This is a genomic window from Rhizobium sp. BK512 (assembly GCF_014194915.1).
GTDB lineage: Bacteria > Pseudomonadota > Alphaproteobacteria > Rhizobiales > Rhizobiaceae > Rhizobium.
In genome coordinates this window covers 722,046-748,580 of sequence record NZ_JACIAS010000002.1, presented here as the reverse complement: position 1 = coordinate 748,580, position 26,535 = coordinate 722,046, and the positions used below count along the sequence as shown (strand labels likewise).

Sequence of the window (26,535 nt, the reverse complement as noted above, 5' to 3'; positions counted from 1 at the left end):
CTTCTTGATGACGGAACGATAGCATGAGCAAATTCGAAGTGGCGGTGATCGGCGGCGGTCTCGCCGGCATGATCGCCGCAGTCGCCCTGGCGCGCGGCGGTCGCAATGTGGCGCTGGTCGCCCCTCCCGCTCCCAAGGAGGACCGCCGTACCACGGCACTGATGGACCAGTCGATTCGCTTCCTGGATCGGCTGACACTCTGGGAGAAGCTTCGTCCGGCAGCCGCACCTCTTACCAGCATGCGCATCATCGACGGCACAAACCGCCTGCTGCGTGCTCCGACCACGACGTTCCGCTCTGCCGAAGTAGGGCTCGATGCCTTTGGCTACAACTTCCCGAACAAGGCGCTGATGGATGTGCTCGAAACCGCGATTGCGGCTGAGGGCAATATTACCCGTTTCACCGGCATGGCCGAGACGATCGGCGTCGCTCCTGAAGCCGTGACGGTCACGCTCGCGGACGGCGAAGAGATCGTAGCCGACTTCGCCGTCGGCGCCGATGGCCGCAAGTCGAAGCTCAGGGAAACGGTCGGCATCGATGTCCGCACCTGGTCCTATCCGCAATCGGCCATGGTGCTGAATTTCACCCATACGCTGCCGCACCAGAATATCTCCACGGAATTCCACACCGAGCACGGCCCCTTCACGCAGGTGCCGCTGCCGGGCAATCGCTCCAGCCTCGTCTGGGTGCAGAACCCCTCCGATGCCGCCGCCCGCATCGAGCTGTCGCTGGCCGAGCTTGGCAATGTCGTGGAGGAGCGCATGCAATCCATACTCGGCAAGGTCACTGTCGAGGAGGGCGCGCAGATCTGGCCTCTGTCAGGCATGATGGCGCATCGTTTCGGCAAGGGCCGCGTAGCACTGGTCGGCGAGGCCGCCCATGTCTTCCCGCCGATCGGCGCGCAGGGCCTCAATCTCAGCCTTCGTGATATCATGGCGCTGAGCGATCTCCTCTCTGCCCGCGCGGAATTGCCTGTCGCCGCCGACGCCGGCAGCAGCTTCGACCGCAAGCGTCGTGCCGACATCCTGACGCGCACCGCAAGCGTCGATCTCCTCAATCGTTCGCTTCTTTCCGATTTCCTGCCGGTGCAGGTGCTGCGCGCCGCAGGGCTGCATGTCCTGTCGGCCATCCCGCCCTTGCGCAATATCGTCATGCGCGAAGGCATCGAGCCGGGGCGCGGCTTCCGCGATATCCCGGATGCGATCAAGGAACGGTTGAAGCGGAAGAAAGCCTGAATTCCATTGCAATCGGCCAGAGCGTCTTTGCTCAGCCGATTTGCATCAGGATCGGAAAGCTCTGTTGAAACCAGATCGCCACGTTGCTGACCCAGCCGAGCAGAAAGGCGAGGCCGGTCAGCACGAGGAAGACGCCCATGATCTTCTCCACCGTGCCAAGGTGCCGGCGGAAGCGCGACAGGAAGCGCATGAAGGCGCCTGAAAAGCCGGCGGCAATCCAGAAGGGCACGGCAAGGCCGAGCGAATAGACGGCGAGCAAACCCGCACCTGAGCCAACCGTTTCGCGAGATGCCGCAACCCCAAGGATCGCCCCGAGCACCGGCCCGATGCAGGGCGTCCAGCCGAAGGCGAAGGCAAGGCCCATGATATAGGCGCCTGTCAGGGTCGCCGGCTTGCCATTGCCCTGAAAGCGGGCCTCGCGCGCCAGAAGACCGATTCGGAAAAGCCCCAGAAAATTCAATCCCATGACGATGATGATCAGGCCGCCGATCTTGGCGAGCAGGTCGAGGTGCTGGCGCAGCACCATGCCGATCGTCGATGCACCGGCGCCAAGCGCCACGAAGACGGTCGCAAAGCCGAGGGTGAAGAAAAGCGCCGAGAAAAGCACGCCGCGCCGCACGTCCGGCCCGGCAGCAACCGCGCCGCCGCCACGGAACTGCTCGACCGAAATGCCCGCCATATAACAAAGGTAGGGTGGAACGAGCGGAAGCACGCAAGGCGACAGGAAGGATAGCGCTCCGGCAAGCAGCGCGCTCCAAAGGGAAATATCGGCAATCGACACGCATTCTCTCCGGCGGCAGTCTGAGCGATGTTCCTAGCGCCGTGGCGGGGCGATTGCCAATCACCTTTTTGCGCGGACATAGCAGGACGGATCTCCACATTGCCGCAGGCCATGCGGGATGCTCCAATTATCCCAACATGAGACAAGGCGCGTGGATATTAACCGCGCGCAAACCATCATTGGCTCTCTGAGTAGATCGACTCAGACGTGACTGGTGGTATTGCCCGGCATTTGCAGGCACCCCACTGCAAATGCCGGGAGGTCCGGTCTGCGTCCATACGAGGCTGGCGCCGGACCTTCCGCGTGCTCTCCTGCCTGTTAACGACGGAACAGGATCAATATGTTCTGCGTCGATGCATTTGCGATCGATAGCGCCTGAATGGCGAGCTGCTGTTGCGTTTGAAGCGCCGCAAGCCTGGTTGCCTCTTCTTCCATATTGGCATCGACGAGGCGGCCAATGCCGGACTGGATCGAATCGCGGAGATCGCTGACGAAGTTCTGCTGCATGTCGATTCGTTTCTGCATCGAACCGAGCTTGGAAGCGGCATCCGTCATCTTGCCGATCGTCAGGTCCACGCCCTGGAGCGCCACCTGCAGATCGCCAAGGCTCATGTTGGTGACGTCGATTGAAAAAATCGAGGGCATGATGATCGAAACGCCGCCATACGAGCCGACGATGGATGAACCAAGCAGGCCGGACGATGTGTCGATCATGCCACTTGTATTGAGGCCAAAAAGGACGTTCCCGCTCGTGGAGCTGTCGAGAGCGTAATCGGTCGTCTTGACGCTGACACCATTGCTTGCATCGCGAACGAAGGAAGAGATGACATTCTTCGTGCTGTTGCCGCCGACAAGCCAGTTTTCGCCGGCAAAGGAGGCAGACTGGGCAATGCTGAGGAGCTGGGATTGAAGCTGGCTGATTTCGTCCTGGATCTTGGCCTTGTCCACACCCTTTTCGGTTGCGGCGACGATCTTGGCCTTGATCTCGTCGACGACGCTGATGGCGCTGTCCATTGCGGCATAGGCTGTATCGAGTTTGGCAGCGCCGAGACCCAGCGCATCCTGAACGGCGGAAAGCGCCTTGTCATCGGAACGCATTGTCGTGGCGATCGACCAGTAGGCCGGATTATCGGAGGCCTTGTTGATACGATAGCCGGTCGCCAGGCGTTGCTGCGTTTCAGCCAGTTGCTTGTTGATGCTGCGCAAAGTTTTTAGCGCTGCCATAGCCGAAGTGTTCGTCAGGATACTGGTCATCGTCTCGTCACCAAAGAAGAGGAAGGCCTATCCGGCGTCCTGCCGATCGACGGTACCCAGCATCATGCTCCGACTCGCAAAGGCGTCGGGCCGTTCGTACGTCTGTTAAACGCCATGATGGCTAACACATTGCTAATAACGTAAAGCTAGAAGTTGCAATGCCGAGGCGGCCGCGATTGGAGGGCCGTGCGATTCCGAATAGGGATAGCCACGCGAATCAGTCAGGTGGAAACGGGCTGTAAGCCTTTTCCGGCATAAGGCCATTCCGTTGTTGTGACCGCGTGATAGATTATCGCGAGAGAATCCAAGAGGAGAAATATTGATGAGCAGGTTTCGGGCATTTGTGGCAGTTGGCGCGCTGATTGGCATTTCCGTGCTGACGGCATGCGCAACGCCCCCGAATTCTTATGGCTCCGCCTCCGGCTACGTGCCTGGAGATTCGATGAACCTTGCCTGCCGGGACGGTTTCAGGCCGAATGATGGTCGCTCCTGCAGCTATTGAGAGTGAATGAGTCGGGAGGTCAAGCTGCCAGGATTGTGCCTGGCAGTATCCCGTCAATGCAGCTGCGGTTCATCCTCATCGAGAAAGCTCTGCACGCCATCGCGCTCTGCGGTGGCCAGGAATTCTTCCCAAGCATCCAGATCTGTCGCGAACTTGTCTTCCCAGGTCGTCACGACTTCCGTCTGTGAGATGACCTCGAGCGTCCAATCGCCATTGGTGCCAGCCGGCCGATATATGTCGACCAGCACGGTCACTCCGCCGTCTTCGAATTCGCCGGAGAAGTCGGAATGCTCGAGTTTGGGTTCTTTGGGTGTTTTCGGCATTTGACTTCCAGCACCCTCACGCGGCGTACAGTTGGGAAACAAAAGGACTATGGTGAGAGCGTCGGGGTTCGAACCCGAGACCTACTGATTAAAAGTCAGTTGCTCTACCGGCTGAGCTACGCTCTCCCTTTCCGCGAGTGCGAAGCACCCCGGCTGGAAGTGCGCGGAACATATGCAGGCGACCTATCGCGGTCAACCGAAAAAATCTCCTTGTGGACGCATTGCGCACATTTCTTGATGCATGCCATCGTCAGAGGGCGGTATTGCAGCGTCCAGACATTCGAGCATTTTCTGCCGGCGCCCCGAATTAGTGGTTGATCGATCGACCGAGGGGGGACGTTACCGCCGCCGTCGTTCCAGAAAGGCGACTGCTTGCAAGGTTGCGATGATGACGGCGATGCCGATGAATGTGCGGAGATCGGGCACTTCATCGAAGAAGATGTAGCCGCTGGCCGTCGCAAAGACGATCGACAGATAGCCGAAAGGCGCAAGCAGGCTGGCGCTCGCAATCTGATAGGCTCGAAGGAAACAGAATTGCCCGAGCTGTGCCAGAAGCCCGATTCCGAGCAGGGCAGGCCAGTCTTCGCCGCGCACGGGCTGCCAGACGAAGAGTGCGGGAATGAAGGTGATGAGGGTCAGGCCCGCCGTATAGAAGACCATCATGACGGTCGTGTTCTCGTAATGCAGCATCCGTGTCTGGATCGTCGCCAGTGCCCCGAAGATGATCGACAACAGCACCGCAATCAGCCCGAAATTCCAGGCGAACGTATCCGGCGCCAGCATGATGAGCACGCCGACAAAGGCAAATACCGCGCCGACCCACCGCCAGCGGCTGACCTTTTCGCCAAGCATGACGACTGCCATCAGCATGGAGACGAGTGGCCGCGTGAAGCCGAGCGCATTGACGAGCAACAGCGGCAGCATGGTGAGCGCCACGAAATTGCTGGTCAGCGCGACGGCATTGCAGCTGATGCGCATGATGTTTCGCAAAGGATCTCTGGAATTGGCAAGCTGCTGGCGATGGCGCCAGATCAACGGCAGAATAAGCACCAGCCCGATCAGTGCGCGAATGAAGACAAGCTGGATGGCCGGGTAGGATGCGCCCTGCATCTTGACCAGCACCGTCATGCCCGTCACCAGTGTCGTATCGGAAAGCAGCCAGAGAATGCCGAAACGGCTATCCCTGGCTGTGGCAAGGCCATCCATCTCGCGTGCCTCAGGCGGGCTGCACGAGATTGGCAAGCAGCCGGAAGGCGCCTGATGTCAGCTTGTCGAGCTGGTGATGCAGCACAAGGCTCGTATGTGTATGTCGGCCCTTGCCGATTTCTGCTGATATCAAGGCCCCCTTGAGCGGCTGCTCTTCAGGGTCATGCATGGCAAGCAGCGGCACATAGGCGTCGTCCCAGCGGGCAGCAAAATAGAGGCCGCGTTCCTTGTCCCAGCCATTCCAGTCTGCCGATGTGATCCTGTTCGGACCGCACAACAGCGGATGGTCAGGCTCCAGCACGGTCACCTCTGCCGTCGGATCGGTCACGCGCCAGCGGACGGAGGGCGAACCGATGTCTATCCGTTTCGGTGGCGTCGCATCCGGCTGCCAGCCATCAACAGGGCGGTGATAGAGCGTCAGCAGGTGGCCGCCCTCTTCGACGAAGCGATGCAGGCGGGCAGTTGCGGCCGCGAGATCCTTGCGGATGCCGAAGGCGAAGATGCCGACGACGATGGTCGTGAAGCGCGAAAGATCGCCTGACAAAGCCTGAGCATCGAGTTCGGTGACGTCGAGCCCCATGCGACCAAGCCACAGGCCGACGCGATCCGCGCCGCCACCGACATAGCCGATTTTTGCGCCTTCGGGCAGTTTGAGGTCGAGGGCCAGAACCCGCAGCAGTTCCGGTTCGCGGAAGCTCGTATGGCCGATATGCGGATAGGCGATCGGCGAGATGCGCATGGCCGGTTGCCCGTCCACGAGCGGCGTGATGGTGACTAGGCCGGGTGTTATGACATCAGGAGCTGAAAGGGTGGTCGCGCCATCAGCCTGGCTGATTGTCCAGCCGGGCGGCGTGGAAAGGCCGACATGCCCCGTTGATGCAGCCTTCATGGTCAGCTTCCGCCCATCGCTTTCTACCGGAATGATGAAGGCATTGGGCTGAAGGGTCAGCGAGTGCCGTGGGGCGATAACGAGCTGCTCTTCGAGATCGACGGCCACTGTGACCGAACGGCCGCCGATCTGCGCCCTGATGTCGACGGAAGCATTGCCATTGCCGCCGAGGCTCGACCATCCCGGCTGATACTGCCGGGTCAGCGGCGCGTCCGCTGTCGACGTCAACTCATAGGCGATTTGCAGCGGTGAGGTTTCTTTGAGGCCTGCCGAAACGCCGTCCGGCAATCTTGCATCGGCATTGACGACTGCAGCGCCGGCATTGCCGCTGAGATGAAGAGTGAGCCTGCCGATCGCGCCAGGCGAAAGCTCGGCGGGCTCGGCAACGGCGCGAACGAAGACCTGCTCGGCCTCACAAAGGGCTGCATCGATTTCGACAAGCTTGCGCCGCAGGCGATGCTCGTGAGCACAGCGGAATGCCTCGGGTGCTTGTTCGAGCGCCTTTTCGATCTCACACGCCGCTTGCAGCAACGCATTCACGATGGCGGATCGTTCCGGAAAACGTTCGATCGCCTTGCCGATCGCGCCATCCGCTCGCATCAGCGCATCGACGACACCCTGCGGCAAGTCCGTTTCGCGCGCGAGATCAGCCAGCCTCGAGGGAAGCGAATCGAGGATAGCGCTTTCTGCAACAGTTCCCTCGGCACTGAGCTTTAAGTGCAGTGGCCAACTATTGTGGCCGATATCACGCCAGCGGCCCATGCCCTGAGAGGCATGGTAGTAGCGCGACCACTCCCCGATATGACCATAACTGACCCCGCTGACTGGCTCGAAACTCGCGACAGTGAGCGGCAATGTCGTGGCTGGTGGCGGAACTTCGTCGTCATAGGTGTCACCGCCGCCCGACCACGCAGGCAGGTAGAATTTGGCTACTTGCCAGGGTGTCAGGCCTTCTTCGAAATGTTCCGGAAAGGCGGCGGGATCGGCGGCAAGGCCGATGGCGGTCTCCGCCGCCCGCGTCATGGCGCGATGGTGTCCATGCTGTCCCGGCACGTCGAGGAAGGTCGGCAGCACGATATCGGGACGTTCCTGGCGATAGGCGCGGACCAGCCGCTCGACGATCCGCTTCTCGCCCCAGCGGTCGAAGGTCCGGTCGCCGTTTTTCGAGAATCCGAAATCGTGGATTGGATCTTCGGGGCCGTGGCCGAGCCAATGGATATCGGCGTCGAGTTCCCGGGCTGCCTCTTCCATTTCCCGACTGCGCAGGATGCCGAGCGCGCCGAGCCGCTCCGGACCAAGTGCATTCTGCCCGCCTTCACCGCGGGTCGAGCAGGCGACGATGACGCGCATGCCGAGGCCGAGGCGCAGATAGGCGAGCAGGCCGTTGTGCTCATCATCGGGATGGGCGCCGGTATTCATCATGGTGACGGTCGAGGTCAGGCGGGAGAGTGCCCGGTGCAGCCGCGTGAGCGAAAGGCTCCGCTTCTGTTTCTCAATACGATCTCGGTCGGTCAGCATGGTTCCTCCATTGGGGCAGACCGGCGGCGCATCTCAAGCTGCGGTATCGGCGGCGGTCGGTGATATGTCGAGTTTGGGGGTGACGGCTTCGAAGAGCGGCAGCGCAGCGGCACCGAGTGCGGCCGTCAACTGGCCCGTCTGGCCGCGGATGACGCGCGGCAGCGCGCGCGTCCGCCGGCTGGCGACCGAGACTGGAAGCGTCTGCATGGCCGCGACGATATCGTCGATAATGGCGTCGGGTAGGGCGCCGCCGAGGATGACGGTCTCCGGGTCGAGAACGTTTTCCAGCATTGCCACCATCGGCGAAAGATAGTCCGCGGTCTCCGCGATCCACTCCTTCACGACGGAATTGCCCTCCCGGTGCAGCACTTCGATGGCCGCAAAATCGGTATTCTCATGGCCGGCCTCGGCGAGCTTCTCCTTCAGTGCGTGCAGCGAGGCATAGCGCTCCAGGCAGCCGCGCTGGCCGCAAGGGCAGGGCTTGCCGCGCGGAGCGACAACGACGTGGCCGATTTCGCCGGCATTGCCGAAGGCTCCACGGAAGGGCGCGCCGTCGTGGATGAGGCCGAGACCGACGCCGACGCCGAAATAGATCATGCAGAAATTGGAGATAGCGCGGCCCGCACCGAACAGCCTTTCACCGACGGCCGCCGCATTCGCGTCGTTTTCGACGATGACGGTCTCGCCGCTGGCTTCGCTCAGAACCGCGGCCGGATTGATGCTGCTCCAGCCGGGCAGGGTAGTGGGGCCGACCGAGCTCATGCCTTCGATTTCGAAAGGGCCGGGCATGACCACGCCGATGCCGAGAAGCTTCGACGGGAAACGCTTGCGCACCTTCTTCACTTCACCGGCAAAGAGCGGGACGATATGTTCCGGGTTGGTATTCACAACCGGCATGATCGTTTCGGAACGGACTTTTCCCGAGAGATCGAGCACCGTCGTCACCATATGGTCGGCGGCGATTTCGACGCCGATCGTCACCGCTCCGTCAGGATTGACGGCAAACTGGATCGGTGGTTGGCCGCGGCCGGAGCGCAGCCGGCCAATCTCCATCAGCAGATGTTCGTCGACGAGTTCGTCAACGATGTTGGCGACGGCCTGCGCGGTCAGGTGTGTCAGCTTGGCGATATGCATGCGGCCAAGCGATCCATGCATGCGCACGACATCGAGCACGACACGACGATTGTGGTCGCGGCTGCGCTCGGGGTTCTTGCCCATCGCGATCTGCTGCTTGCCGGATTGCCGTGTCATCTCTCCGCCCTCGTCTCTGCCGGTATGGATAGCGCCGATATCATCAAGTGGGCAATAGAATAATTAAACTAAATTATCTTATTGACAAAGCCTCCCATACGAACCAGCCTGAAAGGGTCGCAGTGCGATGCCGAGGAAGAGGAGCCTCAGTTCCATCTTTCCGAGCCAATCAAATCGGGGCGCTGCCGATGTGCGGGATGCCCTGGGGAACCAGATGAGCGCGAGCGGAAGGATGCCGGCTCGGGCAATGGAGGAATAGATTATGCGTCGCGGAATCTTATTGGCTGGCCTGTTTGCCGGCATCAGCATGGTTGCGGTCAACAGCGCCCAGGCGGTCGAAATCGAATATTGGCAGTATGTCTATGATACGCGCGTCAAGGCGATGGACCAGCTGATCGCCAATTTCGAAAAGGCCAATCCCGACATCACCGTCAAGCAGACGACCTTCCCCTATGCCGATTACCAGACACGCGTCGTTGCCGCCAATCTCGCCGGTAACGGCCCTGACGTGATGCAGCTCTTCTACGGCTGGCTCGACCAGTTCATCGCCGGCGGACTGCTGCAGCCGCTGCCGACAGACGCTTTCCCGCATGACCAGATCGAGAAGGATTTCTTCCCGATCGTGACGGCGATGAAGCGTGGCGACGACTATTACGGCCTGCCGACCGCCGTGCGTTCGCTGGCGCTCTTCTACAACAAGAAGCTCTTCCAGGAAGCAGGCCTAGACCCGAACAAGCCGCCGCAGACGGTCGATGAATTCGTGGCCGCCGCCGAAAAGACCGTCAAGCGCGACGCCGCCGGCAACATTGCCGTCGAAGGCACGACGCTCGATATGGGCGGCCAGGATCACCAGTGGTGGCGTGAGGTACTGATCCGCCAGTTTGGCGGCGAGCCCTATACTGCTGACTATTCCAAGGTGACCTACAACAGCGATGCCGGCATCAAGGCGCTGAAATTCTACACCAGCCTGCAGACTGAAAAGAAGGTCGGTCAGACCGGCTTCATGGATGAGGGCCAGGCAGCCTTCCGCGGCGGCAAGGCGGCGATGACGATCGACGGCACCTTCCGCCTCGGCTCCTTCGGCAGCATCAAGGACTTCGAATGGGGCGTCACCGAGCTTCCCGCCAACGCTGACGGCCTGCGCTCCAACTATGCGAGCTATTTCGCCAACGGCATCGGCGCCAAGGTCTCCGGCGAAAAGCTTGAAGCCTCCAAGAAGTTCCTCGCTTACGTCACCTCGCCGGAAGCCATGAAGATCTGGCTCGGCACGGTTGGCGAACTGCCGGCTCGTCGCGAGGCTGCTCTCACCGACGAAAACCTCAAGAACCCGATCTATGCGCCGTTCCTGAAGGCACTTGCTTATTCGCACACTTCGCTCTTCGTGGATGAAGCCGGTCAGCGCCAGAACGCCATCGATATGGTCAACCGCGTTCTGCTTGAGGGCCAGTCGCCCGAGGATTCCCTTGCTCAGGCCGCAACCGCCGAGCAGGAAATCATCGACAACGCAAAGAGCAAATAAGGGACGGCCATGAGCTCCGCACCCGCGAATACGGAAGGGGCGGCTATCAGCCGTCCCGCCGGATCGTTCTGGGATCGGCTGACGATGCGCCAGAAACGCCTTGTCTGGGTCTGGACATTCCTGGCCCTGCCGATCCTGTTTTACTGCGTGATCCGCTTTTATCCGACGCTGCAGGCCTTCTACCTGTCGTTCACCAATTGGAATCTGATGAAACCGCCGAAATTCATCGGCGTCGCCAATTATGTGAAGCTCTATAACGACCCGCAATTCTGGAAAGTTTTCCGCAATACCTTCACCTATCTCATCATCGGCACGCCACTGAGCCTCATCATCTCTTTCGTCGTGGCCTTCTTCCTGGATCGCGTGCGTTTCCTGCACGGCCTGATCCGCGCGCTCTATTTCCTGCCGTTCCTGACGACGGCCGCCGCCATGGCCTGGGTCTGGCGCTGGTTCTATCAGCCGGCCCCGATCGGAGTCATCAACGACGTGCTCGGCATGATCGGCCTGCCGCAGCAGCAGTTCATCCGCTCAGTCGATCAGGCCCTGCCTTCGATCATGGTGACCTCCATTTGGGCCGGCCTCGGCTTCCAGATCATCATCTTCATGGCCGGCCTTCGCGCCATCCCGAACACATTCTATGAGGCCGCGAAGATCGACGGTCTCGGCGAATGGCCGATCCTCTGGAAGATCACGCTGCCGCTCCTGAAGCCGACGACCGTCTTCCTCGTCGTCTTTTCTTCGATCGGCTTCCTGCGCATCTTCGACCAGGTCTACAACATGACGACCAACGATCCCGGTGGCCCGCTCGGATCGACCAAGCCACTGGTTCTCATGATCTATCAGACGGCCTTTTCATCCTACAACATGGGGTATGCAGCTGCGCAGACCGTCGTGCTCTTCGCCATCCTGCTCTGCGTCTCCCTGCTGCAGCTCTGGATACTGAGGGAACGCAAATGAGTGCCGTGACCACGAACACCGCGGCACCCTTGGCGAAAGCCAATATCCGCCCGGGCGCCATTATCACGTGGACGCTGCTTTTCATCGGCGGCCTCATCATGGTCTCGCCGCTGCTCTTCATGTTCTCGACCTCGCTGAAGACGGCAGGCCAGGTCTACGACCTGCGTCTCATCCCGGCCGAGCCAACGCTGCAGAACTACATCACCGTTCTCTCCGACGGTCGCTTCATGCGCTGGTTCCTGAACTCGACGATCGTTGCCTGCACGGTGACGCTGTCCAACGTCTTCTTCGACAGCCTTGTCGGCTATACGCTCGCCAAGTTCGAATTCCGCGGCCGTTACCTGATCTTCCTGGCGATCCTCTCGACGCTGATGATCCCGACGGAAATGCTCGTCATTCCCTGGTATCTGATGTCGGCACAGCTCGGCTGGCTGGACAGCTATTGGGGCATCATGTTCCCGGGCATGATGACCGCTTTCGGCACCTTTCTGATGAAGCAGTTCTTCGAGACGGTCCCGAACGATTTCCTCGAGGCTGCCCGCATCGATGGCCTGAACGAATTCCAGATCTGGTGGAAGGTGGCGATGCCGCTGGTCACACCGGCGCTGTCAGCGCTTGCCATCTTCACCTTCCTCGGCAACTGGACGGCCTTCTTCTGGCCGCTGATCGTCACCACCAGCCGCGAACTCTATACGCTGCCGGTTGGCCTCTCGAGCTTTGCCGTCGAGCAATCCATCCAATGGGAAATGATCATGACCGGTGCGGCACTCGCGACATTGCCGACGCTCATCGTCTTCCTGGTGCTGCAGCGCTACATCGTGCGCGGCGTCATGCTGGCCGGTCTGAAGGGATAAGACATGACCGAAACCAATCCACGCCTTGCCGACAGGAGCGTCTTTCCTGACCCTGTCTACAAGGAAACGGTGCTGAAGCCGCTCTTCGATGGCGCCAAGACGCATCATGTCGATGGCTTCCGCCGCATCGACCGTGCCCATCTCGTCATGCTGGTCGAAACCGGCATTCTGGATCGCGAACAGGCCGGCAAGATCGCCGCCGCACTCGAAGCGATCGATCGCGACATCGACCCGGAAAAACTCGTCTATACCGGCGAGGTCGAAGACTTCTTCTTCCTCATCGAGAAGGAGTTGAAGGCCCGCATCGGCGTCGATATCGCCGGCCGACTGCACACTGCGCGCTCGCGCAACGACATTGACCACACGCTGTTCAAGCTTGGCCTGAAGGAGCGCATCGACGCTCTGATGGTCAAGGCGCGTACGCTCCTCGATGCCATGATTGCGGCAGCCGACTGGGAGAAGGAGACGTTGATCGTTGCCTATACGCACGGGCAGCCGGCCCAGCCGACAACCTTCGGCCATTATCTTTCGGCGGCGATCGAAGTGCTGATCCGCGATATCGAGCGCTTTGCCGAGGCGCGTGAGATCGTCAACCTGAGCCCCATGGGTGCTGCGGCGATCACCACGTCAGGCTTCCCGATTGATCGTGCCCGCGTCGCCGAACTGCTGGGCTTTGCTGCGCCGCTGCGCAATTCCTACAGCTGCATCGCCGCGGTCGACTACACAACCTCGACCTACAGTGCGATCGAGTTGATGTTTCTGCATCTCGGCCGCCTGATCCAGGATTTCCAGTTCTGGACGAGCTTCGAGGTGGGCCAGATCTATGTTCCCAATGCGCTGGTGCAGATCTCCTCGATCATGCCGCAGAAACGCAATCCGGTGCCGATCGAGCATATGCGCCATCTGGCGAGCCAGACCTTTGGTCGCGCCCGCACCGTGCTCGACGTCATGCACAATACGCCCTTCACCGACATGAACGACAGCGAAGGCGAAACGCAGGGCATGGGCTACGAGGCCTTCCATTCCGCCGGACGCGTGCTCGACCTGCTGGCGGCCTTCGTCGCGCAGATCAGCATCGATCCTGAGCGTGTGGCCTACAATATCCGCCGCTCCTGCATTACCATCACCGAACTCGCGGATTCGCTGGTCCGCCTCGAAGGATTGTCCTTCCGGCAGGCGCATGAGATTGCCGCGGCGGTCGCCCGCGCCGTCGTCGCCAAGGGCGGCGGTCTTTCGGACGATGGCTATGGGCCTTTCCTCGTAGCTTTCGAGGAATTGGCCGGCCGCAAACCCGACATCGACAAGGCACAGTTTGCCGAGATCGTCTCGCCGGAACATTTCGTTGCCGTCCGCGCCCGTTTCGGCGGTCCCGCGCCGGCACCGATGGCGGATGCGCTTGCAGCCTACCAGGAAAAGGCTGCCGCATTCGCCGCAGATGCACAGGAAAACGCAGCGCGCGAAGCCGCCGCTGCCGAGGAACTTCAAACCAGATTCACGGCATTGATGGGGGCCGCCTGATGGCAAATATCGAACTGCAGGGGCTCGTCAAACGCTACGGCAAGCTCGATGTCGTCCACGGCATCGATCTTGCGATCGCAGATGGTGAATTCGTCGTCTTCGTCGGCCCGTCCGGCTGCGGAAAATCCACGACGCTGCGCATGATCGCCGGTCTGGAGGACATATCCGGCGGCACGCTGAAAATCGGCGGCGAGGTGGTCAACGAACGCGAGCCGAAACAGCGCAATATCGCCATGGTGTTTCAGAACTACGCCATCTATCCGCATATGAGCGTACGCCAGAATATTGGCTTCGGCCTTTACACCTCGAAGCTGTCGCAGGTGGAAAAAGACAAGCGCATCGACGAGACGGCGCAGATCCTCGGCCTGACCGATTATCTCGCTCGCCGCCCCGCAGCACTGTCAGGCGGCCAGCGCCAGCGCGTCGCGATCGGCCGCGCCATGGTCCGCAATCCCTCAGCCTTTCTCTTCGATGAGCCGCTGTCGAATCTCGACGCCCAGCTTCGCACCCAGATGCGCATCGAGATCAAGCGCCTGCACCAGCGGCTCGGCACGACAATCGTCTATGTCACGCACGATCAGGTGGAGGCCATGACCATGGCTGACCGCATCGTTGTCATGAAGGACGGCCACATCCTGCAGGCGGGAACGCCGATGGATATCTACGAGAACCCCGCCGATGTCTTTACCGCACGCTTCATCGGCAGCCCGTCGATGAACCTGCTTCCGGGCACGGCGGCAGCCGATGGTCTGCGCATCGGGCAGGGCGGTCCCCATCTGATCGGCGTACGCCCGCATGATCTTGTCATTGGCGAGGAAGCCGGCGTTCTGTCGCTCTCGGGCACGGTGACGGCCGTCGAGCCGCTCGGCGCCGAAACGCTGGTGCATTTCGATGTCGCCGGAACATCGGTGATTGCTACGGCCCCCGGTAAGGTGATACCGGCCGTCGGAAGCGCGGTGACTGCCCATGCAACGTCAGGTGCTCTCTATGTTTTCGATGCAAAAACGGAAAAGGCCCTCGGGCGCCAATGACATCTGACAGTGACATCCGATCGGCGGTGCTCAGCATTGGCCGGACCTACTGCGACCTGATTTTCACAGGTCTGGAGACTATGCCCGTTCTCGGGCGCGAGCTCTTTGCTGATGACCTGCGCATTGCCGCAGGCGGCGGCGCTTTCATCATGGCCGCTTATTCCGCCCATATCGGCCGCAAGACCGCCTTGCTCTCCCGCCTCGGAACGGACGGACTTTCCAACGGTCTGGCGGGCGAACTGCAGGCAAGTGGGGTCGATCTGCGCTTTCTCGACCGGGCGGTCGACGCTGGTCCGCAGGTTACCGTCGCCATCAACAATGGCGAGGAACGCGCCTTTCTGTCGCGCCGCGCTGGCAGCGCTGAACCTGCAACGCTCAAAGAGGCGCTTGCCTGGAGCGAGGCGCGTCACCTGCACATCGCCGAATTCGCAACCCTTGCGGAAATCCCCCACTTGATTGCGAAAGCCAGGGAAAACGGGCTTACGGTATCGCTCGACCCGAGCTGGGATGAGGCCCTGATCTACCAGCAGGATTTCCTCGATCGCTGCGAAGGCATTGATCTCTTCCTTCCCAATGTCGAGGAAGCCATAGCGATTACCGGACGTTCCGATCCGACAGAAGCACTCGACAGGCTCGCCGAGCGCTTCCCGGCCGTCGCGCTGAAAGCAGGCGCCGGCGGTGCTTATTTCGCGGCCGCCAGCGTCCGGCTCCATCAGAATGCTCCCACCGTCAAGGTCGTGGATACGACGGGAGCAGGGGATGCCTTCAATGCCGGGCTCATCCATGCCTGGCTTGGCGGCGCGAGTGCCGATATCTGCCTGCGCGAAGGCATTGCCATGGGCAGCCTGGCGGTTCAGGCTGCGGGCGGCGCTGCGATCCTTCCCTCACGCTAGGCTCTGGGCGATGCCGCGGTCTTTTCAGTGCCGCGGATCGCTCTAATTAAGCTGAAGCGGCGCGGAAATCGCTGCACCGGACGGAACCCGGAATATTGGCGTCGAGCCCGCGGGCTTGCTGCGGAACAGCTTGCACTTGCCGCGCTATCCAGCTGTTTCCTTACGAATATTTCATGAAATTCAGCCGCATTTCCGTACCATCATCAGGGCATCGGTAATGTTGGGTTCATGTTCGTTGTGATTATTCTGGCGCGAACAGGCCAGGCATGGCGAAGCATATTTCGAGGATGACATGGACAATCTGGAGGCTGGTAAAGAGACCGGTTCCAAAAATGGCGCAAACGCCGATCTTGCTGCCGTGCTGGCCGCTGGCCGGCAGAGCAGGGGCCGGCGCTGGCGCGGACGCCTGATCGCGCTGGTGCTCCTAATCCTCGCCGCAGCCGCTGCAGCCTATTTCTACACGGGCCGCAGCCGTTCCGAGATCAGCTACACGACCCAGCCTGTCAAGCGAGGCGATCTTACAGTGCTTGTCACTGCTACAGGTTCGGTCCAGCCGACCCAGCAAGTCGATATATCGAGCGAATTGTCGGGCACGATGCGTGAGGTCAATGTCGACTACAACAGCGCAGTGAAGGCAGGCGATATTCTGGCTGAACTCGATACGAACAAGCTGGAGGCAGACGTCAAGAGCTCGCGCGCCAAGCTCAACTCGGCAAAGGCAAATGTGGTCAAGGCGAATGCCGATATGCAATCGGCCGCGACTTCGCTCGACCGCCTGAAGAGCCTCGTCAAGAGCAACGTCTCCACGCAGCAGAGCCTTGACGACGCGACCTATAAATATGACTCGGCTGTCGCCGCCAAGGATATCAACGAGGCCGAGGTCCTGGCCTCGGAGGCGGACCTGCAGCTTGCGGAGGTCAATCTTGGCAAGGCGAAGATCGTCGCGCCGATCGATGGCGTGATCCTGACCCGCTCGGTGGATCCGGGTGCGACCGTTGCTGCCTCGCTGTCGGCGCCCGTGCTTTTCACCATTGCCGGCGATCTCAAGAAGATGGAGCTGCAGGTGGATGTCGACGAAGCCGATGTCGGCCAGATCGCCGTCGGCCAGAAGGCAAAGTTCACAGTCGACGCCTATCCCGACCGCACCTTCCCGGCCGTCATCGAGCAGATCCGCTTTGCCTCTCAGGTGGTCAACAATGTCGTCACCTACAAGGCGGTGCTTTCGGTCGATAACGCCGACTTGCTTCTGCGCCCCGGCATGACGGCGACCTCCGATATCACCGTGGAAGCCGTAAAGGACACGCTGATGGTCCCGAACGCGGCCCTGCGTTACGCTCCGCCGCAGGCAGAAGGCCGTGGCGGCCGTGGTATCTTCAGCCTGTTCCGCCCGCCGCGTCCGCTCCGCAGCGGTGGTGGCGGTGATGCCAAACTGACCGGCACGCAGCGCCGGGTCTGGGTGCTGCGGAACGGCCATCCCGCAGCCGTCGTGATCCAGGTTGGCTCCTCGGATGGCCAGTTCACGCAGGTCACCTCCGGCGAGCTTACCGAAAGGGATGCGATCATCACCGACACCGCGACGCGGACGAACTGACGGGAGCCGATGATGGAACGCCCGCCGCTTCTGGAATTCAGGCAGGTCTCGAAGATTTACGGTGAGGGTGCCGCGGCAATCCGCGCGCTCGACCGCGTGGATCTTTCGATCCGCGCGCATGAATTTGTCGCCATCATGGGGCCGTCCGGTTCCGGCAAGTCGACGGCGATGAACATACTCGGCTGTCTCGATGTGCCGACCTCTGGTGACTATGTTTTCCAGGGCATTTCGACCGGCGGCTTCGACCGCAGCCAGCTGACGCTGCTGCGCCGGCATATGCTGGGTTTCGTCTTCCAGGGCTTCAATCTGCTGTCGCGCACCTCGGCGGTCGAGAATGTCGAATTGCCGCTGATCTATCGCGGCATGGCGGTCGGCGAGCGGCGCAAGCGGGCGCGGGATGCGCTCGGCCTCGTCGGCCTGTCGGGCAGGGAACATCACAAGACGCAGGAACTCTCTGGCGGCCAGCAGCAGCGTGTGGCAATCGCCCGCGCTATCGTCACCGAGCCAGCCTTGCTGCTCGCCGATGAGCCGACCGGCAACCTCGATACCAAGACCAGCATCGAGATCATGGACCTGATGACGCGGCTGAACCGCGAACAGGGCATCACCATCGTCATGGTCACGCACGAGCCTGATATTGCTGCCTATGCAGGGCGCTTGTTGCGTTTCGTCGACGGCAAGCTGGAAACCGAAGTAGAGCATCAGCGGAGGGCGGAACATGTTCTTTGAAACGCTGAAGCTCGCGCTTCGCGCGATCAGCCGCAATTTGCTGCGCTCTTTCCTCACCGTACTCGGCGTCGTCATCGGCGTTGCCGCCGTCATCGCGCTCGTCACGATCGGCAACGGTACGACGGCGCAGGTTTCGACCGAGCTGTCACGTCTCGGCACCAATATGCTCTTCGTGCGTCCCGGTCAGTTCGGACCCGGCCGTGCCAGTTCCGAGGCGCGGCGCTTCACGCTGAAGGATGTCGAGGCGATCCGTGATCAGGTTCCGGGTCTCCGGGCGGTTGCGCCCTCCAACCAGTCCACGGCAACCGTCATTTTCGGCGGCCAGAACCATTCAACCACGGTCTATGGCACGACCAACGACTATTTCATCGCACAGGACTGGGATCTGGCGCTTGGCCGCAATTTCACGCCGCCAGAAGAGCGCGGCCAGTCGCGCTGCATCATCGGCGAAACCGTGCGCGAGCAGCTTTTCGGGGCTGCGGATCCGACGGGCCAGCTGATCCGTGTCGGCAAGGTTTCCTGCCCGGTCATCGGCGTCCTGGCAAAGCGCGGCCAGTCCGGCATGGGCAACGACCAGGATGATGCCGTCATCATGCCGGTCAAGGTCTTCCAGCGCCGCATCAGCGGCACGTCCAATGTGCCGACGATCCTCATCTCGGCGCGAGACGGCGTCTCGACCTCAAAGGTACAGGCCGATGTCGAGAACCTGCTGCGTGAACGCCGCAAGATCACTCCCGGCCGTCAGGACGATTTCAACGTCAATGACATGACGCAGATCGCCGAAGCCATGACCGGAACCACCACGCTGCTGACGGGTCTGCTTGGAGCGGTCGCCGCCGTCAGCTTGCTCGTCGGCGGCATCGGCATCATGAACATCATGCTGGTATCGGTGACGGAGCGCACCCGCGAGATCGGTATCCGCCTTGCGATCGGCGCGCTTGAAAACCAGGTGCTGACACAATTCCTTGTCGAGGCTGTCGCCCTGTCACTCTTCGGCGGCATAGCAGGCATCATGCTCGGCCTGACGCTTGCCTACGGTACGGTCAGCTTCCTCAATGTGCCCTTCGTGGTCAGTCCGCTCATCATCTTCATCGCCTTCGTCTTCTCGGCGGCGATCGGCGTGATTTTCGGCTTCTTTCCGGCGAGACGCGCAGCCCAGCTCAATCCCATCGAGGCATTGCGCCACGAGTAGAGAGAATGCTCTCGCGCACGGCATGGCTTTGATATATCAGGATAACTTGTCTTCGGCATTCAACCGTGCCAGTATTGATATATCAGCCTCGGATTCGCCCGTATGCAGGAATCGCTAAGCCATCTCGCCTATCTGGCGCTGGAGCACGCTATCGTGACGCTGGCTTTGGCGCCGGGTGCGCTGGTGACGGAAAAGCAGCTTATCGATCTTGCTGGCCATGGCCGCACGCCGGTGCGCGAAGCAATCCAGAAGCTTGCCTGGCAGGGGCTGATCGTGGTCAAGCCGCGTGTCGGTCTGCAGATTGCTGAAATTCACGTTGAAGACCACGCCAATGTCATGCAGGTGCGCCGCAAGCTGGAGCCGGTTGCTGCGGCTTTGGTGGCAAATACGGCCAATGAGGAGCAGAGGGGACGGCTTGTCGCTTGCGCGCTGGCGATGGAGGAGTGCGCCGTCCGCGGCGATCTCGCGGGCTTCTTCGCCGCCGACAAGGCCTTTGACGAGATCCTGGAGGACGCCTGTCCGAACGGTTTCATGATCGCCGCATTGGGGCCGGTCCAGACCCATTCCCGCCGTCTTTGGTATTCGACTGCCAATCCGGAACGGATGGATCGCTCCATCTCCCTGCATGTTACGGTCATCAAGGCCATTCATCAGGGCGAGGCCGAGCAAGCGCGCGAGGCCATGGCCGACCTCATCGATTATCTGAGCCAGAAATAGAAACGGCCCCGTTTCCGGAGCCGTTGCCTGTGGATCGGGACTACAGCCTCAGCCGACGAAGGCGCGTTCAATCACGAATTCGGCGGGCTTGCTGTTGGCGCCCTCGTCGAGGCCGGCCTTTTCCAGAAGCTCCTTGGTGTCCTTCAGCATGGCGGAAGAACCGCAGATCATGCCTCGGTCAATAGCCGGATCGATCGGCGGAACGCCGAGATCGGTGAAGAGCTTGCCGGAGGAAATCAGGTCGGTGATGCGGCCGCGATATTCGAAATCCTCGCGGGTGACAGTCGCATAATGGCGCAGCTTGTCGCCGACGACTTCCTGGAGGAGTTCGTCATTCTGGATCTCGTGGACGAGATCGAAGCCATATTTCAGCTCGGAAATTTCGCGCGCCGTATGGGTGAGGATGACCTCGTCGAACTTCTCGTAGGTCTCCGGATCGCGGATGAGGCTCGCGAACGGTGCAATGCCCGTGCCGGTCGAGAACATATAGAGACGCTTGCCGGGGGTCAGCGCATCGAGAACAAGCGTGCCTGTCGGCTTCTTGCGCATCAGCACCTGGTCGCCCGGCTTGATGAGCTGCAGATGCGAGGTCAGCGGGCCATCCGGTACCTTGATGGAGAAGAATTCCAGTTCTTCTGCCCAGGCCGGGCTTGCGATCGAATAGGCGCGGAAAACCGGCTTGCCTTCGACCATAAGGCCGATCATCGCAAACTCGCCCGAACGGAACCGGAAGCCGTCCGGCCGGGTCATCGTGAAGCGGAAGAGCCGGTCGGTATAATGCGTCACGCTCAGCACCGTCTCGGCATAGACGCCGGCGGGGATGGCGGAAGCGAATTCTTCGGTCTTTGCGGGTGCGTTCATTTCGATATCGGACTCGTCGTTCGCAAGAAGATCATCACATGCGAGGCAGATATTACAAAACCCCGTTGAATTAAAGGCAATCCATTCCATCGCATGGCTGGGGAGCGAAATATGCATGTCATTGTCAGGAATCAGTGCTGTGATGAACTGTCGCTTTTGCACTGGCTAAGCTATTCAAAGGATGCATATTAAAGCATGTCTCGCAAAACAGTTCGGCGGTTTTGCGCTAAGGACACGCGGCAAGTAAAAACATAGAGCGTGGCGAGCGATCCGAAAGATCGTCGCATGCTTCAATAAAAACGACGCCCACCGCGACGCGGGCGCGACAGGTGGTTACGGGGGAACATGAAAATCTTCAACTATAAGCGCGTTCCATACGCGGAAATGCGCGCATTTTCCGTCCATATTCTGACGGCCTCCGGTTCCTTTCTCGCGTTTCTCGGCGTGGTGGCGGCTGCCGAGCACCGCTTCGTCGATATGTTCTGGTGGCTGGGTCTGGCCCTTCTTGTCGATGGCATTGACGGCCCGATTGCCCGCAAGGTGCGTGTCAAGGAAGTGCTGCCCAACTGGTCGGGTGATACGCTCGACAATATTATCGATTACGTGACCTATGTGCTGTTGCCGGCCTTTGCGCTCTATCAGAGCGGCATGATCGGCGAGCCCTGGTCCTTCGTCGCCGCCGGCATGATCGTCGTCTCGAGCGCCATCTACTATGCCGATATGGGCATGAAGACCGAGGAATATTTCTTCTCGGGCTTCCCCGTCGTCTGGAACATGGTCATCTTCACGCTCTTCGTCATGCACGCGAGCGAGATGACGGCCTTTATCGTCGTCACCGTTTCGGTGGTCCTCACCTTCCTGCCGATCAACTTCCTGCATCCAGTGCGCGTCCAGCGGCTGCGCCCGTTGAACCTCGGCATCTTCCTGCTCTGGTCGGCACTTGGCGCCTATTCGCTTCTGAAGCATTTCGATATGCCGCAATGGGCAGTCGTTCTCTTCATCGTGAGCGGCATCTACCTTTACGTCATCGGCGGTGTGCTCCAATTCTTCCCTGCGCTCGGACGCAAGTGAGGTAAACGGCGATGGCAATGACGAAGGCGGTTTCTTTTTCCAGAAATGGCGGACCCGAAGTTTTCGAATATGTCGATATCGATCTGCCGCCGCCTTCCGAAGGTCAGGTGCAGATCCGCCAGGAAGCGATCGGCCTGAATTTCATCGACGTCTATTTCCGCGACGGCACCTACAAGGCCCCGCATCTGCCCTTTGTGACCGGCAAGGAAGCTGCCGGCATTGTGACATCAGTCGGTCCCGGCGTGACTGATTTTGCCGTGGGCGACCGCGTTGCGTATGCGGGCTCTGATGGCGCCTATAGCGCCGAGCGCAACATCGAGACGAAACATCTGGTGAAGGTGCCCGACGGCGTCAGCCTGGAAACAGCAGCCGCCATGATGCTGAAGGGTATGACGGCCGAGTATCTGCTCAACCGTACGTTCAAGGTCGGCCCTGAAACCGTGCTGCTCTTCCATGCCGCAGCCGGCGGCGTCGGCCTCATCGCAGGCCAGTGGGCAAAGGCGCTCGGCGCAACCGTCATCGGCACGGCAGGCTCCGCCGACAAGGTGCAGCTGGCGCTCGAACATGGCTATGATCATGTCATCAATTACAAGACCGAGAACTTCGCAGAACGCGTGCGGGAGATCACCGGGGGCAAAGGCGTCGACGTGGTTTATGACTCGATCGGGCGAGACACTTTCCCACAATCGCTGGATTGCCTGAAGCCACGCGGCCTCTTCGCATCGTTTGGTCAATCTTCGGGCGCGATCGAGAATTTTACCATGGCGCACCTCGCCCAGAGAGGCTCTCTCTATGCCACGCGCCCGACGCTCTTCACTTATATTGCCTCGCGTCGGGAACTGACTGATTGTGCAAACAATCTATTTGATGTTGTGCAGAGCAACAAAGTGCGTATCAATATCAACCAAACCTATCCGCTGCGTGAGGTTGGGCGGGCGCACGCGGATCTGGAAACAAGAAAAACAACCGGAACGACGCTGCTGATTCCATGAGATCCAAAAGGACCGGTCGGCAGAAGAAATGAGGGGAACGTGTCGCCATTGAATGTGCCGGCTTCCGGCGCGTTGTTATCGGTGCAGAAGCTGACGAAATTCTTCGGTAGCTTTGCCGCCTGCAATGAAATCGATCTCGATATAGCGCCGGGCGAAATTCATGCGCTCCTCGGCGAAAATGGTGCAGGCAAATCCACGCTGGTCAAGATGCTCTTCGGCGTTCTGGAGCCGACGGATGGGCATATCCTCTGGGAGGGAACGCCGGTTGCTATCACCTCGCCGGGCGAGGCCCGCAAGCTCGGCATCGGCATGGTCTTCCAGCATTTTTCGCTGTTCGAGGCGCTGACCGTTGCCGAAAATATCGCGCTTTCGCTTGATGACAGCATTCCGATCGGCAGGATCGCCGAAGAGGCGAGGGCGCTGTCTGCGGCCTATGGCCTCCCGCTCGATCCGCATGCGCATGTCGCCGATCTCTCGGTTGGCGAGCGCCAGCGCATCGAAATCGTCCGCGCGCTCTTGCAGAACCCGAAGCTCATCATCCTCGATGAACCGACATCGGTGCTGACGCCGCAGGAGGCCGACAAGCTCTTCGAAACACTTTTCAAGCTGCGTGCCGAAGGGCGCTCCGTTCTCTATATCAGCCACCGCCTGGAAGAGGTGCAGCGCATTTGCGATCGCGCCACCGTGCTCCGCCACGGTCGTGTGACCGGCGCCTGCGATCCGAAGCAGGAAACGCCCGCCTCTCTCGCCCGGATGATGGTCGGCAGTGAGGTGGCGGCTGTGACCCATCCCGAGCGTAGCGATAAGGGCGAGGTGCAACTCGCCGTTTCGAGCCTTTCCGTTGCAGCGCGCACGCCCTTCGCCATGCCCTTGCGCGATGTCTCGATGACCGTAAGATCAGGCGAAATCCTGGCGATCGCCGGTGTCGCTGGTAACGGGCAGAGTGAGCTGTTCGATGCGCTGTCCGGCGAATATCCGGTGTCGTCGGCCGAAGCAATCGTGATCCGCAAGAAGCCGGTCGGAACGCAGGGAATCACGGCCCGCCGCCTGCTTGGCGCCGGTTTCGTGCCGGAAGAGCGGCATGGTCATGCGGCGGTGTCGGCCATGAAGCTCTCTGACAATCTGGTACTGGCCCGCAGCCAGTCGGACCGAAAGGCCTTTCTCGGTGTCCTCGGCATTATCAGGCAGGGCGCGGTGAAATCCGCCGCACGGCGCATTTCGGAGGCCATGGACGTGCGCAAGAGCGGCGATGATCCCGCCGCGGGTTCGCTCTCCGGCGGCAATCTGCAGAAATTCATCGTCGGCCGCGAACTCGACCGCCAGCCGGCTGTGCTGGTCGTCAACCAGCCGACCTGGGGTGTGGATGCCGGTGCTGCAAGCCGCATCCGTCAGGCGCTTGTGGACCTGGCAAAAGCGGGCTCCGCCGTCGTCGTCATCAGCCAGGATCTCGACGAAATCTTCGAGGTGGCGACTGATATCGCCGTCATTTCCGAAGGGCGCCTTTCAAAGCCCTATGCGGCTGGTGAACTCACGCGCGAGAAGATTGGCTTGCTGATGGGCGGCCTGCATGAAGGCAAGCATGCCGCGGAGGCCGCTGATGCGCATTGAGCTTGAAAAGCGCCCGCAGGTCTCGAAGCTCTACGCCTTCGTTTCACCGCTTCTCGCCCTTGTCCTGACGCTGATATTTGGCGCGATCATGTTCGCCATGCTCGGCAAGGATCCGGTCGAGGCACTCGATGCCTTCTTCCTCGAGCCGCTTTTGGAAGTCTGGTCGTTGCACGAATTGGCGGTCAAGGCAGCACCGCTGATCCTGATCGCCGTCGGTCTTGCCGTCTGTTATCGCTCCAACAACTGGAATATCGGCGCCGAAGGCCAGTTCACTATCGGGGCGATCACCGGCTCCTATGTCCCGATCATCTTCTACGACTGGCATTCACCGCTTGTGCTGCCGCTGATGCTGATTCTGGGAGCGCTGGGCGGCGCGCTGTTCGCAGCCGTTCCGGCATTATTGAAAGCGCATTTCAACACCAACGAGATCCTGACGTCGCTGATGCTGGTCTATATCGCCCAGCTCTTTCTCGATTGGCTGATCCGCGGCGCATGGCGCGATCCGAAGGGTTTCAACTTCCCGGTCTCGCGCGACTTTGCGCCGGAGGCGATCGTGCCGGCAATATGGGAGGAGTCCGGCCGCGCCCACTGGGCCTTCATTTTCGCGATCGTCGCGGCTGTTCTCGTCTGGTTCATGATGCGCTTCACTCTGAAGGGCTTCGAAGTCGTCGTGCTCGGCCAGTCGGAACGGGCAGGGCGCTTCGCAGGCTTTTCCTCGAAGAGGATGATCTGGTTCAGCTTCCTCTTTTCCGGCGCGCTCGCAGGTCTTGCTGGTATCTGCGAGGTCTCGGGCTCGATCGGCCACCTGCAGCCGGCGATTTCGCCCGGCTACGGCTTCACCGCCATCATCGTCGCCTTCCTCGGTCGCCTCAATCCGCTCGGCGTCATTGCTTCCGGTCTTGTGCTGGCGCTGACCTATCTGGGCGGTGAGGCGGCGCAGCTTTCGATCGGTGTTTCGGACAAGGTCACCCGCGTCTTCCAGGGGCTTATCCTTTTCTTCGTGCTCTCCTGCGACACGCTGATCTATTATAAAATCCGCATCGTCTGGTCGCGGGTGAGAGGCAACGCGGCATGAGCATCTTCGAAGCCATTCTCCTGACCGTCATCACCGCCTCCACGCCGCTCGTCATCGCAGCCCTCGGTGAGCTCGTGACGGAGCGCTCGGGCGTCCTCAATCTCGGCGTCGAGGGCATGATGATCATGGGTGCTGTCGCCGCCTTTGCCGGCGCGCAGATCTCCGGTTCGCCCTATGTCGGCATCATCTGCGGCATTGCCGCCGGCGCGCTTTTCTCGCTGCTCTTCGCCTTCCTGACGCTGACACTGGTGGCAAACCAGGTGGCGACCGGCCTGGCGCTGACCCTTCTCGGCCTTGGCGTCTCCGGCCAGCTCGGCGAGCCCTATGTCAGCGTCCCCGGCATTCAGCTGAAAGAGATCGTCGTCCCGCTTCTGTCCGATATTCCCGTTATCGGCCCGGTTCTCTTCAAGCAGGATCTGATCTTCTACCTGTCGATTGCCTTGCTCTTCGGCGTGAGCTGGTTCCTGTTCAGAAGCCGTCCCGGCCTGAAACTCAGGGCGATCGGCGACAGCCACGGTTCTGCCCATGCGCTCGGCATTCATGTCATCCGCACGCGCTATCTGGCTGTCATGTTCGGCGGTGCCTGCGCGGGTCTTGCCGGCGCGCAGCTTTCGCTCGTCTATACGCCGCAATGGGTGGAGAACATGTCCGCCGGCCGCGGCTGGATCACGCTGGCGCTGGTGGTCTTCGCTTCCTGGCGCCCGTGGCGGGTCTTTGCCGGCGGTTATCTCTTCGGAGCGGTCACGATCCTGCAGCTTCATGCGCAGGCTTTCGGTCTCGGCATCCCATCGCAGTTCCTCTCGATGCTGCCCTATGCCGCGACTATTGTGGTTCTCATCATCATTTCTCATAATCGACGCACGACGTTGATCAACACGCCCGCGTCGCTTGGAAAAGCCTTCGTACCGGAGCGATAAAACAAGAACATAGAGACGGGTTTCCGGAAAATCTTCAAACCAACAGGGGTC

The 26,535-nt window shown here is 60.7% G+C and carries 24 protein-coding genes and 1 tRNA gene; 17 read left to right on the top strand and 8 right to left on the bottom strand.

All coding sequences use genetic code 11. The annotated features are described in order from the left end of the window. Positions 1-23: 23 nt before the first annotated feature. A complete protein-coding gene (locus tag FHX06_RS09605) occupies positions 24-1,235 on the top strand; it encodes a UbiH/UbiF family hydroxylase (protein ID WP_113210585.1) in 1,212 nt (403 codons plus the stop codon). A 31-nt stretch (positions 1,236-1,266) separates the two neighbouring features. Here the strand turns inward: FHX06_RS09605 and FHX06_RS09600 are convergent, their stop codons facing one another. Next, positions 1,267-2,016 carry a cytochrome c biogenesis CcdA family protein gene (locus FHX06_RS09600; RefSeq protein WP_112547178.1) on the bottom strand — a complete coding sequence of 250 codons (750 nt, stop codon included), beginning with the start codon at positions 2,014-2,016 and terminating at the stop codon, positions 1,267-1,269. A gap of 318 nt (positions 2,017-2,334) precedes the next feature. Then, entirely contained in the window at positions 2,335-3,270 is a 936-nt protein-coding gene (locus FHX06_RS09595) for a flagellin (RefSeq protein WP_113210586.1), read from the bottom strand. Between the two features lie 322 nt (positions 3,271-3,592). Here FHX06_RS09595 and FHX06_RS35555 point away from each other — a divergent pair, with 322 nt between their 5' ends. Continuing rightward, entirely contained in the window at positions 3,593-3,772 is a 180-nt protein-coding gene (locus FHX06_RS35555) for a hypothetical protein (protein WP_112547180.1), read from the top strand. A 53-nt stretch (positions 3,773-3,825) separates the two neighbouring features. Here FHX06_RS35555 and FHX06_RS09590 read toward each other — a convergent pair whose 3' ends face one another. The 5 genes from FHX06_RS09590 to FHX06_RS09570 all read right to left on the bottom strand — a co-directional run bounded on the left by FHX06_RS09590 (position 3,826) and on the right by FHX06_RS09570 (position 8,959). Next, positions 3,826-4,095 (bottom strand): hypothetical protein, encoded by a 270-nt coding sequence (locus FHX06_RS09590; RefSeq protein WP_112547181.1) that lies wholly within the window; start codon positions 4,093-4,095, stop codon positions 3,826-3,828. A 50-nt stretch (positions 4,096-4,145) separates the two neighbouring features. Then, positions 4,146-4,221: transfer RNA gene (locus FHX06_RS09585), tRNA-Lys, on the bottom strand. Positions 4,222-4,434: 213 nt separating this feature from the next. Continuing rightward, positions 4,435-5,301 carry a DMT family transporter gene (locus FHX06_RS09580; protein WP_183879041.1) on the bottom strand — a complete coding sequence of 289 codons (867 nt, stop codon included), beginning with the start codon at positions 5,299-5,301 and terminating at the stop codon, positions 4,435-4,437. 10 nt (positions 5,302-5,311) lie between these two features. Next, positions 5,312-7,708: a PIG-L family deacetylase gene (locus FHX06_RS09575; RefSeq protein ID WP_183879039.1), complete on the bottom strand. Its 2,397-nt coding sequence runs from the start codon at positions 7,706-7,708 to the stop codon at positions 5,312-5,314. Positions 7,709-7,741: 33 nt separating this feature from the next. Continuing rightward, positions 7,742-8,959 carry an ROK family protein gene (locus FHX06_RS09570; protein WP_183879037.1) on the bottom strand — a complete coding sequence of 406 codons (1,218 nt, stop codon included), beginning with the start codon at positions 8,957-8,959 and terminating at the stop codon, positions 7,742-7,744. Between the two features lie 262 nt (positions 8,960-9,221). On the opposite strand from FHX06_RS09570, the gene FHX06_RS09565 reads away from it, so the two are divergent. The 10 genes from FHX06_RS09565 (at position 9,222) to FHX06_RS09520 (ending at position 19,960) form a co-directional block, all read left to right on the top strand. Next, positions 9,222-10,478 carry an extracellular solute-binding protein gene (locus tag FHX06_RS09565; protein ID WP_113013638.1) on the top strand — a complete coding sequence of 419 codons (1,257 nt, stop codon included), beginning with the start codon at positions 9,222-9,224 and terminating at the stop codon, positions 10,476-10,478. A 9-nt stretch (positions 10,479-10,487) separates the two neighbouring features. Then, the gene (locus FHX06_RS09560) at positions 10,488-11,435 is read left to right on the top strand and encodes a carbohydrate ABC transporter permease (RefSeq protein WP_113013639.1); all 948 of its coding nucleotides are present in this window, start codon (positions 10,488-10,490) and stop codon (positions 11,433-11,435) included. Continuing rightward, entirely contained in the window at positions 11,432-12,289 is an 858-nt protein-coding gene (locus tag FHX06_RS09555; protein WP_183879035.1) for a carbohydrate ABC transporter permease, read from the top strand. The genes FHX06_RS09560 and FHX06_RS09555 overlap by 4 nt, the downstream gene beginning before the upstream one ends. 3 nt (positions 12,290-12,292) lie before the next feature. Continuing rightward, complete coding sequence (gene argH / locus FHX06_RS09550) at positions 12,293-13,807, top strand: argininosuccinate lyase (protein WP_113210594.1); 1,515 nt, start codon at positions 12,293-12,295, stop codon at positions 13,805-13,807. Continuing rightward, positions 13,807-14,838 carry an ABC transporter ATP-binding protein gene (locus FHX06_RS09545; protein ID WP_113117106.1) on the top strand — a complete coding sequence of 344 codons (1,032 nt, stop codon included), beginning with the start codon at positions 13,807-13,809 and terminating at the stop codon, positions 14,836-14,838. Before argH ends, FHX06_RS09545 begins: the two co-directional genes overlap by 1 nt. Then, entirely contained in the window at positions 14,835-15,731 is an 897-nt protein-coding gene (locus FHX06_RS09540; protein ID WP_113117105.1) for a carbohydrate kinase family protein, read from the top strand. Before FHX06_RS09545 ends, FHX06_RS09540 begins: the two co-directional genes overlap by 4 nt. 292 nt (positions 15,732-16,023) lie before the next feature. Next, positions 16,024-17,322, top strand: coding sequence for an efflux RND transporter periplasmic adaptor subunit (locus FHX06_RS09535; RefSeq protein WP_183879033.1), 1,299 nt, complete (start codon positions 16,024-16,026; stop codon positions 17,320-17,322). Positions 17,323-17,334: 12 nt separating this feature from the next. Further along, positions 17,335-18,051 carry an ABC transporter ATP-binding protein gene (locus tag FHX06_RS09530; RefSeq protein WP_183879243.1) on the top strand — a complete coding sequence of 239 codons (717 nt, stop codon included), beginning with the start codon at positions 17,335-17,337 and terminating at the stop codon, positions 18,049-18,051. Next, the gene (locus FHX06_RS09525; RefSeq protein ID WP_183879031.1) at positions 18,041-19,243 is read left to right on the top strand and encodes an ABC transporter permease; all 1,203 of its coding nucleotides are present in this window, start codon (positions 18,041-18,043) and stop codon (positions 19,241-19,243) included. The genes FHX06_RS09530 and FHX06_RS09525 overlap by 11 nt, the downstream gene beginning before the upstream one ends. 102 nt (positions 19,244-19,345) lie before the next feature. After that, positions 19,346-19,960 carry a GntR family transcriptional regulator gene (locus tag FHX06_RS09520; RefSeq protein WP_183879029.1) on the top strand — a complete coding sequence of 205 codons (615 nt, stop codon included), beginning with the start codon at positions 19,346-19,348 and terminating at the stop codon, positions 19,958-19,960. Between the two features lie 48 nt (positions 19,961-20,008). On the opposite strand, the gene FHX06_RS09515 is transcribed toward FHX06_RS09520, so the two are convergent. After that, entirely contained in the window at positions 20,009-20,821 is an 813-nt protein-coding gene (locus FHX06_RS09515) for a ferredoxin--NADP reductase (protein ID WP_112968646.1), read from the bottom strand. 345 nt (positions 20,822-21,166) lie between these two features. Between FHX06_RS09515 and pcsA the strand changes: the two genes are divergently transcribed. From pcsA to FHX06_RS09490, 5 genes are read left to right on the top strand one after another with little or no spacing between them, the layout of a single operon-like run. Continuing rightward, positions 21,167-21,892 carry a phosphatidylcholine synthase gene (gene pcsA / locus FHX06_RS09510; protein ID WP_112547195.1) on the top strand — a complete coding sequence of 242 codons (726 nt, stop codon included), beginning with the start codon at positions 21,167-21,169 and terminating at the stop codon, positions 21,890-21,892. Positions 21,893-21,903: 11 nt separating this feature from the next. Next, positions 21,904-22,884: a quinone oxidoreductase family protein gene (locus FHX06_RS09505; RefSeq protein ID WP_183879027.1), complete on the top strand. Its 981-nt coding sequence runs from the start codon at positions 21,904-21,906 to the stop codon at positions 22,882-22,884. Positions 22,885-22,923: 39 nt separating this feature from the next. Beyond that, positions 22,924-24,492 carry an ABC transporter ATP-binding protein gene (locus FHX06_RS09500; RefSeq protein WP_113117102.1) on the top strand — a complete coding sequence of 523 codons (1,569 nt, stop codon included), beginning with the start codon at positions 22,924-22,926 and terminating at the stop codon, positions 24,490-24,492. Next, positions 24,482-25,567, top strand: coding sequence for an ABC transporter permease (locus FHX06_RS09495; RefSeq protein WP_183879025.1), 1,086 nt, complete (start codon positions 24,482-24,484; stop codon positions 25,565-25,567). Before FHX06_RS09500 ends, FHX06_RS09495 begins: the two co-directional genes overlap by 11 nt. Continuing rightward, positions 25,564-26,484: an ABC transporter permease gene (locus tag FHX06_RS09490; protein WP_112547198.1), complete on the top strand. Its 921-nt coding sequence runs from the start codon at positions 25,564-25,566 to the stop codon at positions 26,482-26,484. Before FHX06_RS09495 ends, FHX06_RS09490 begins: the two co-directional genes overlap by 4 nt. Positions 26,485-26,535 lie beyond the last annotated feature (51 nt).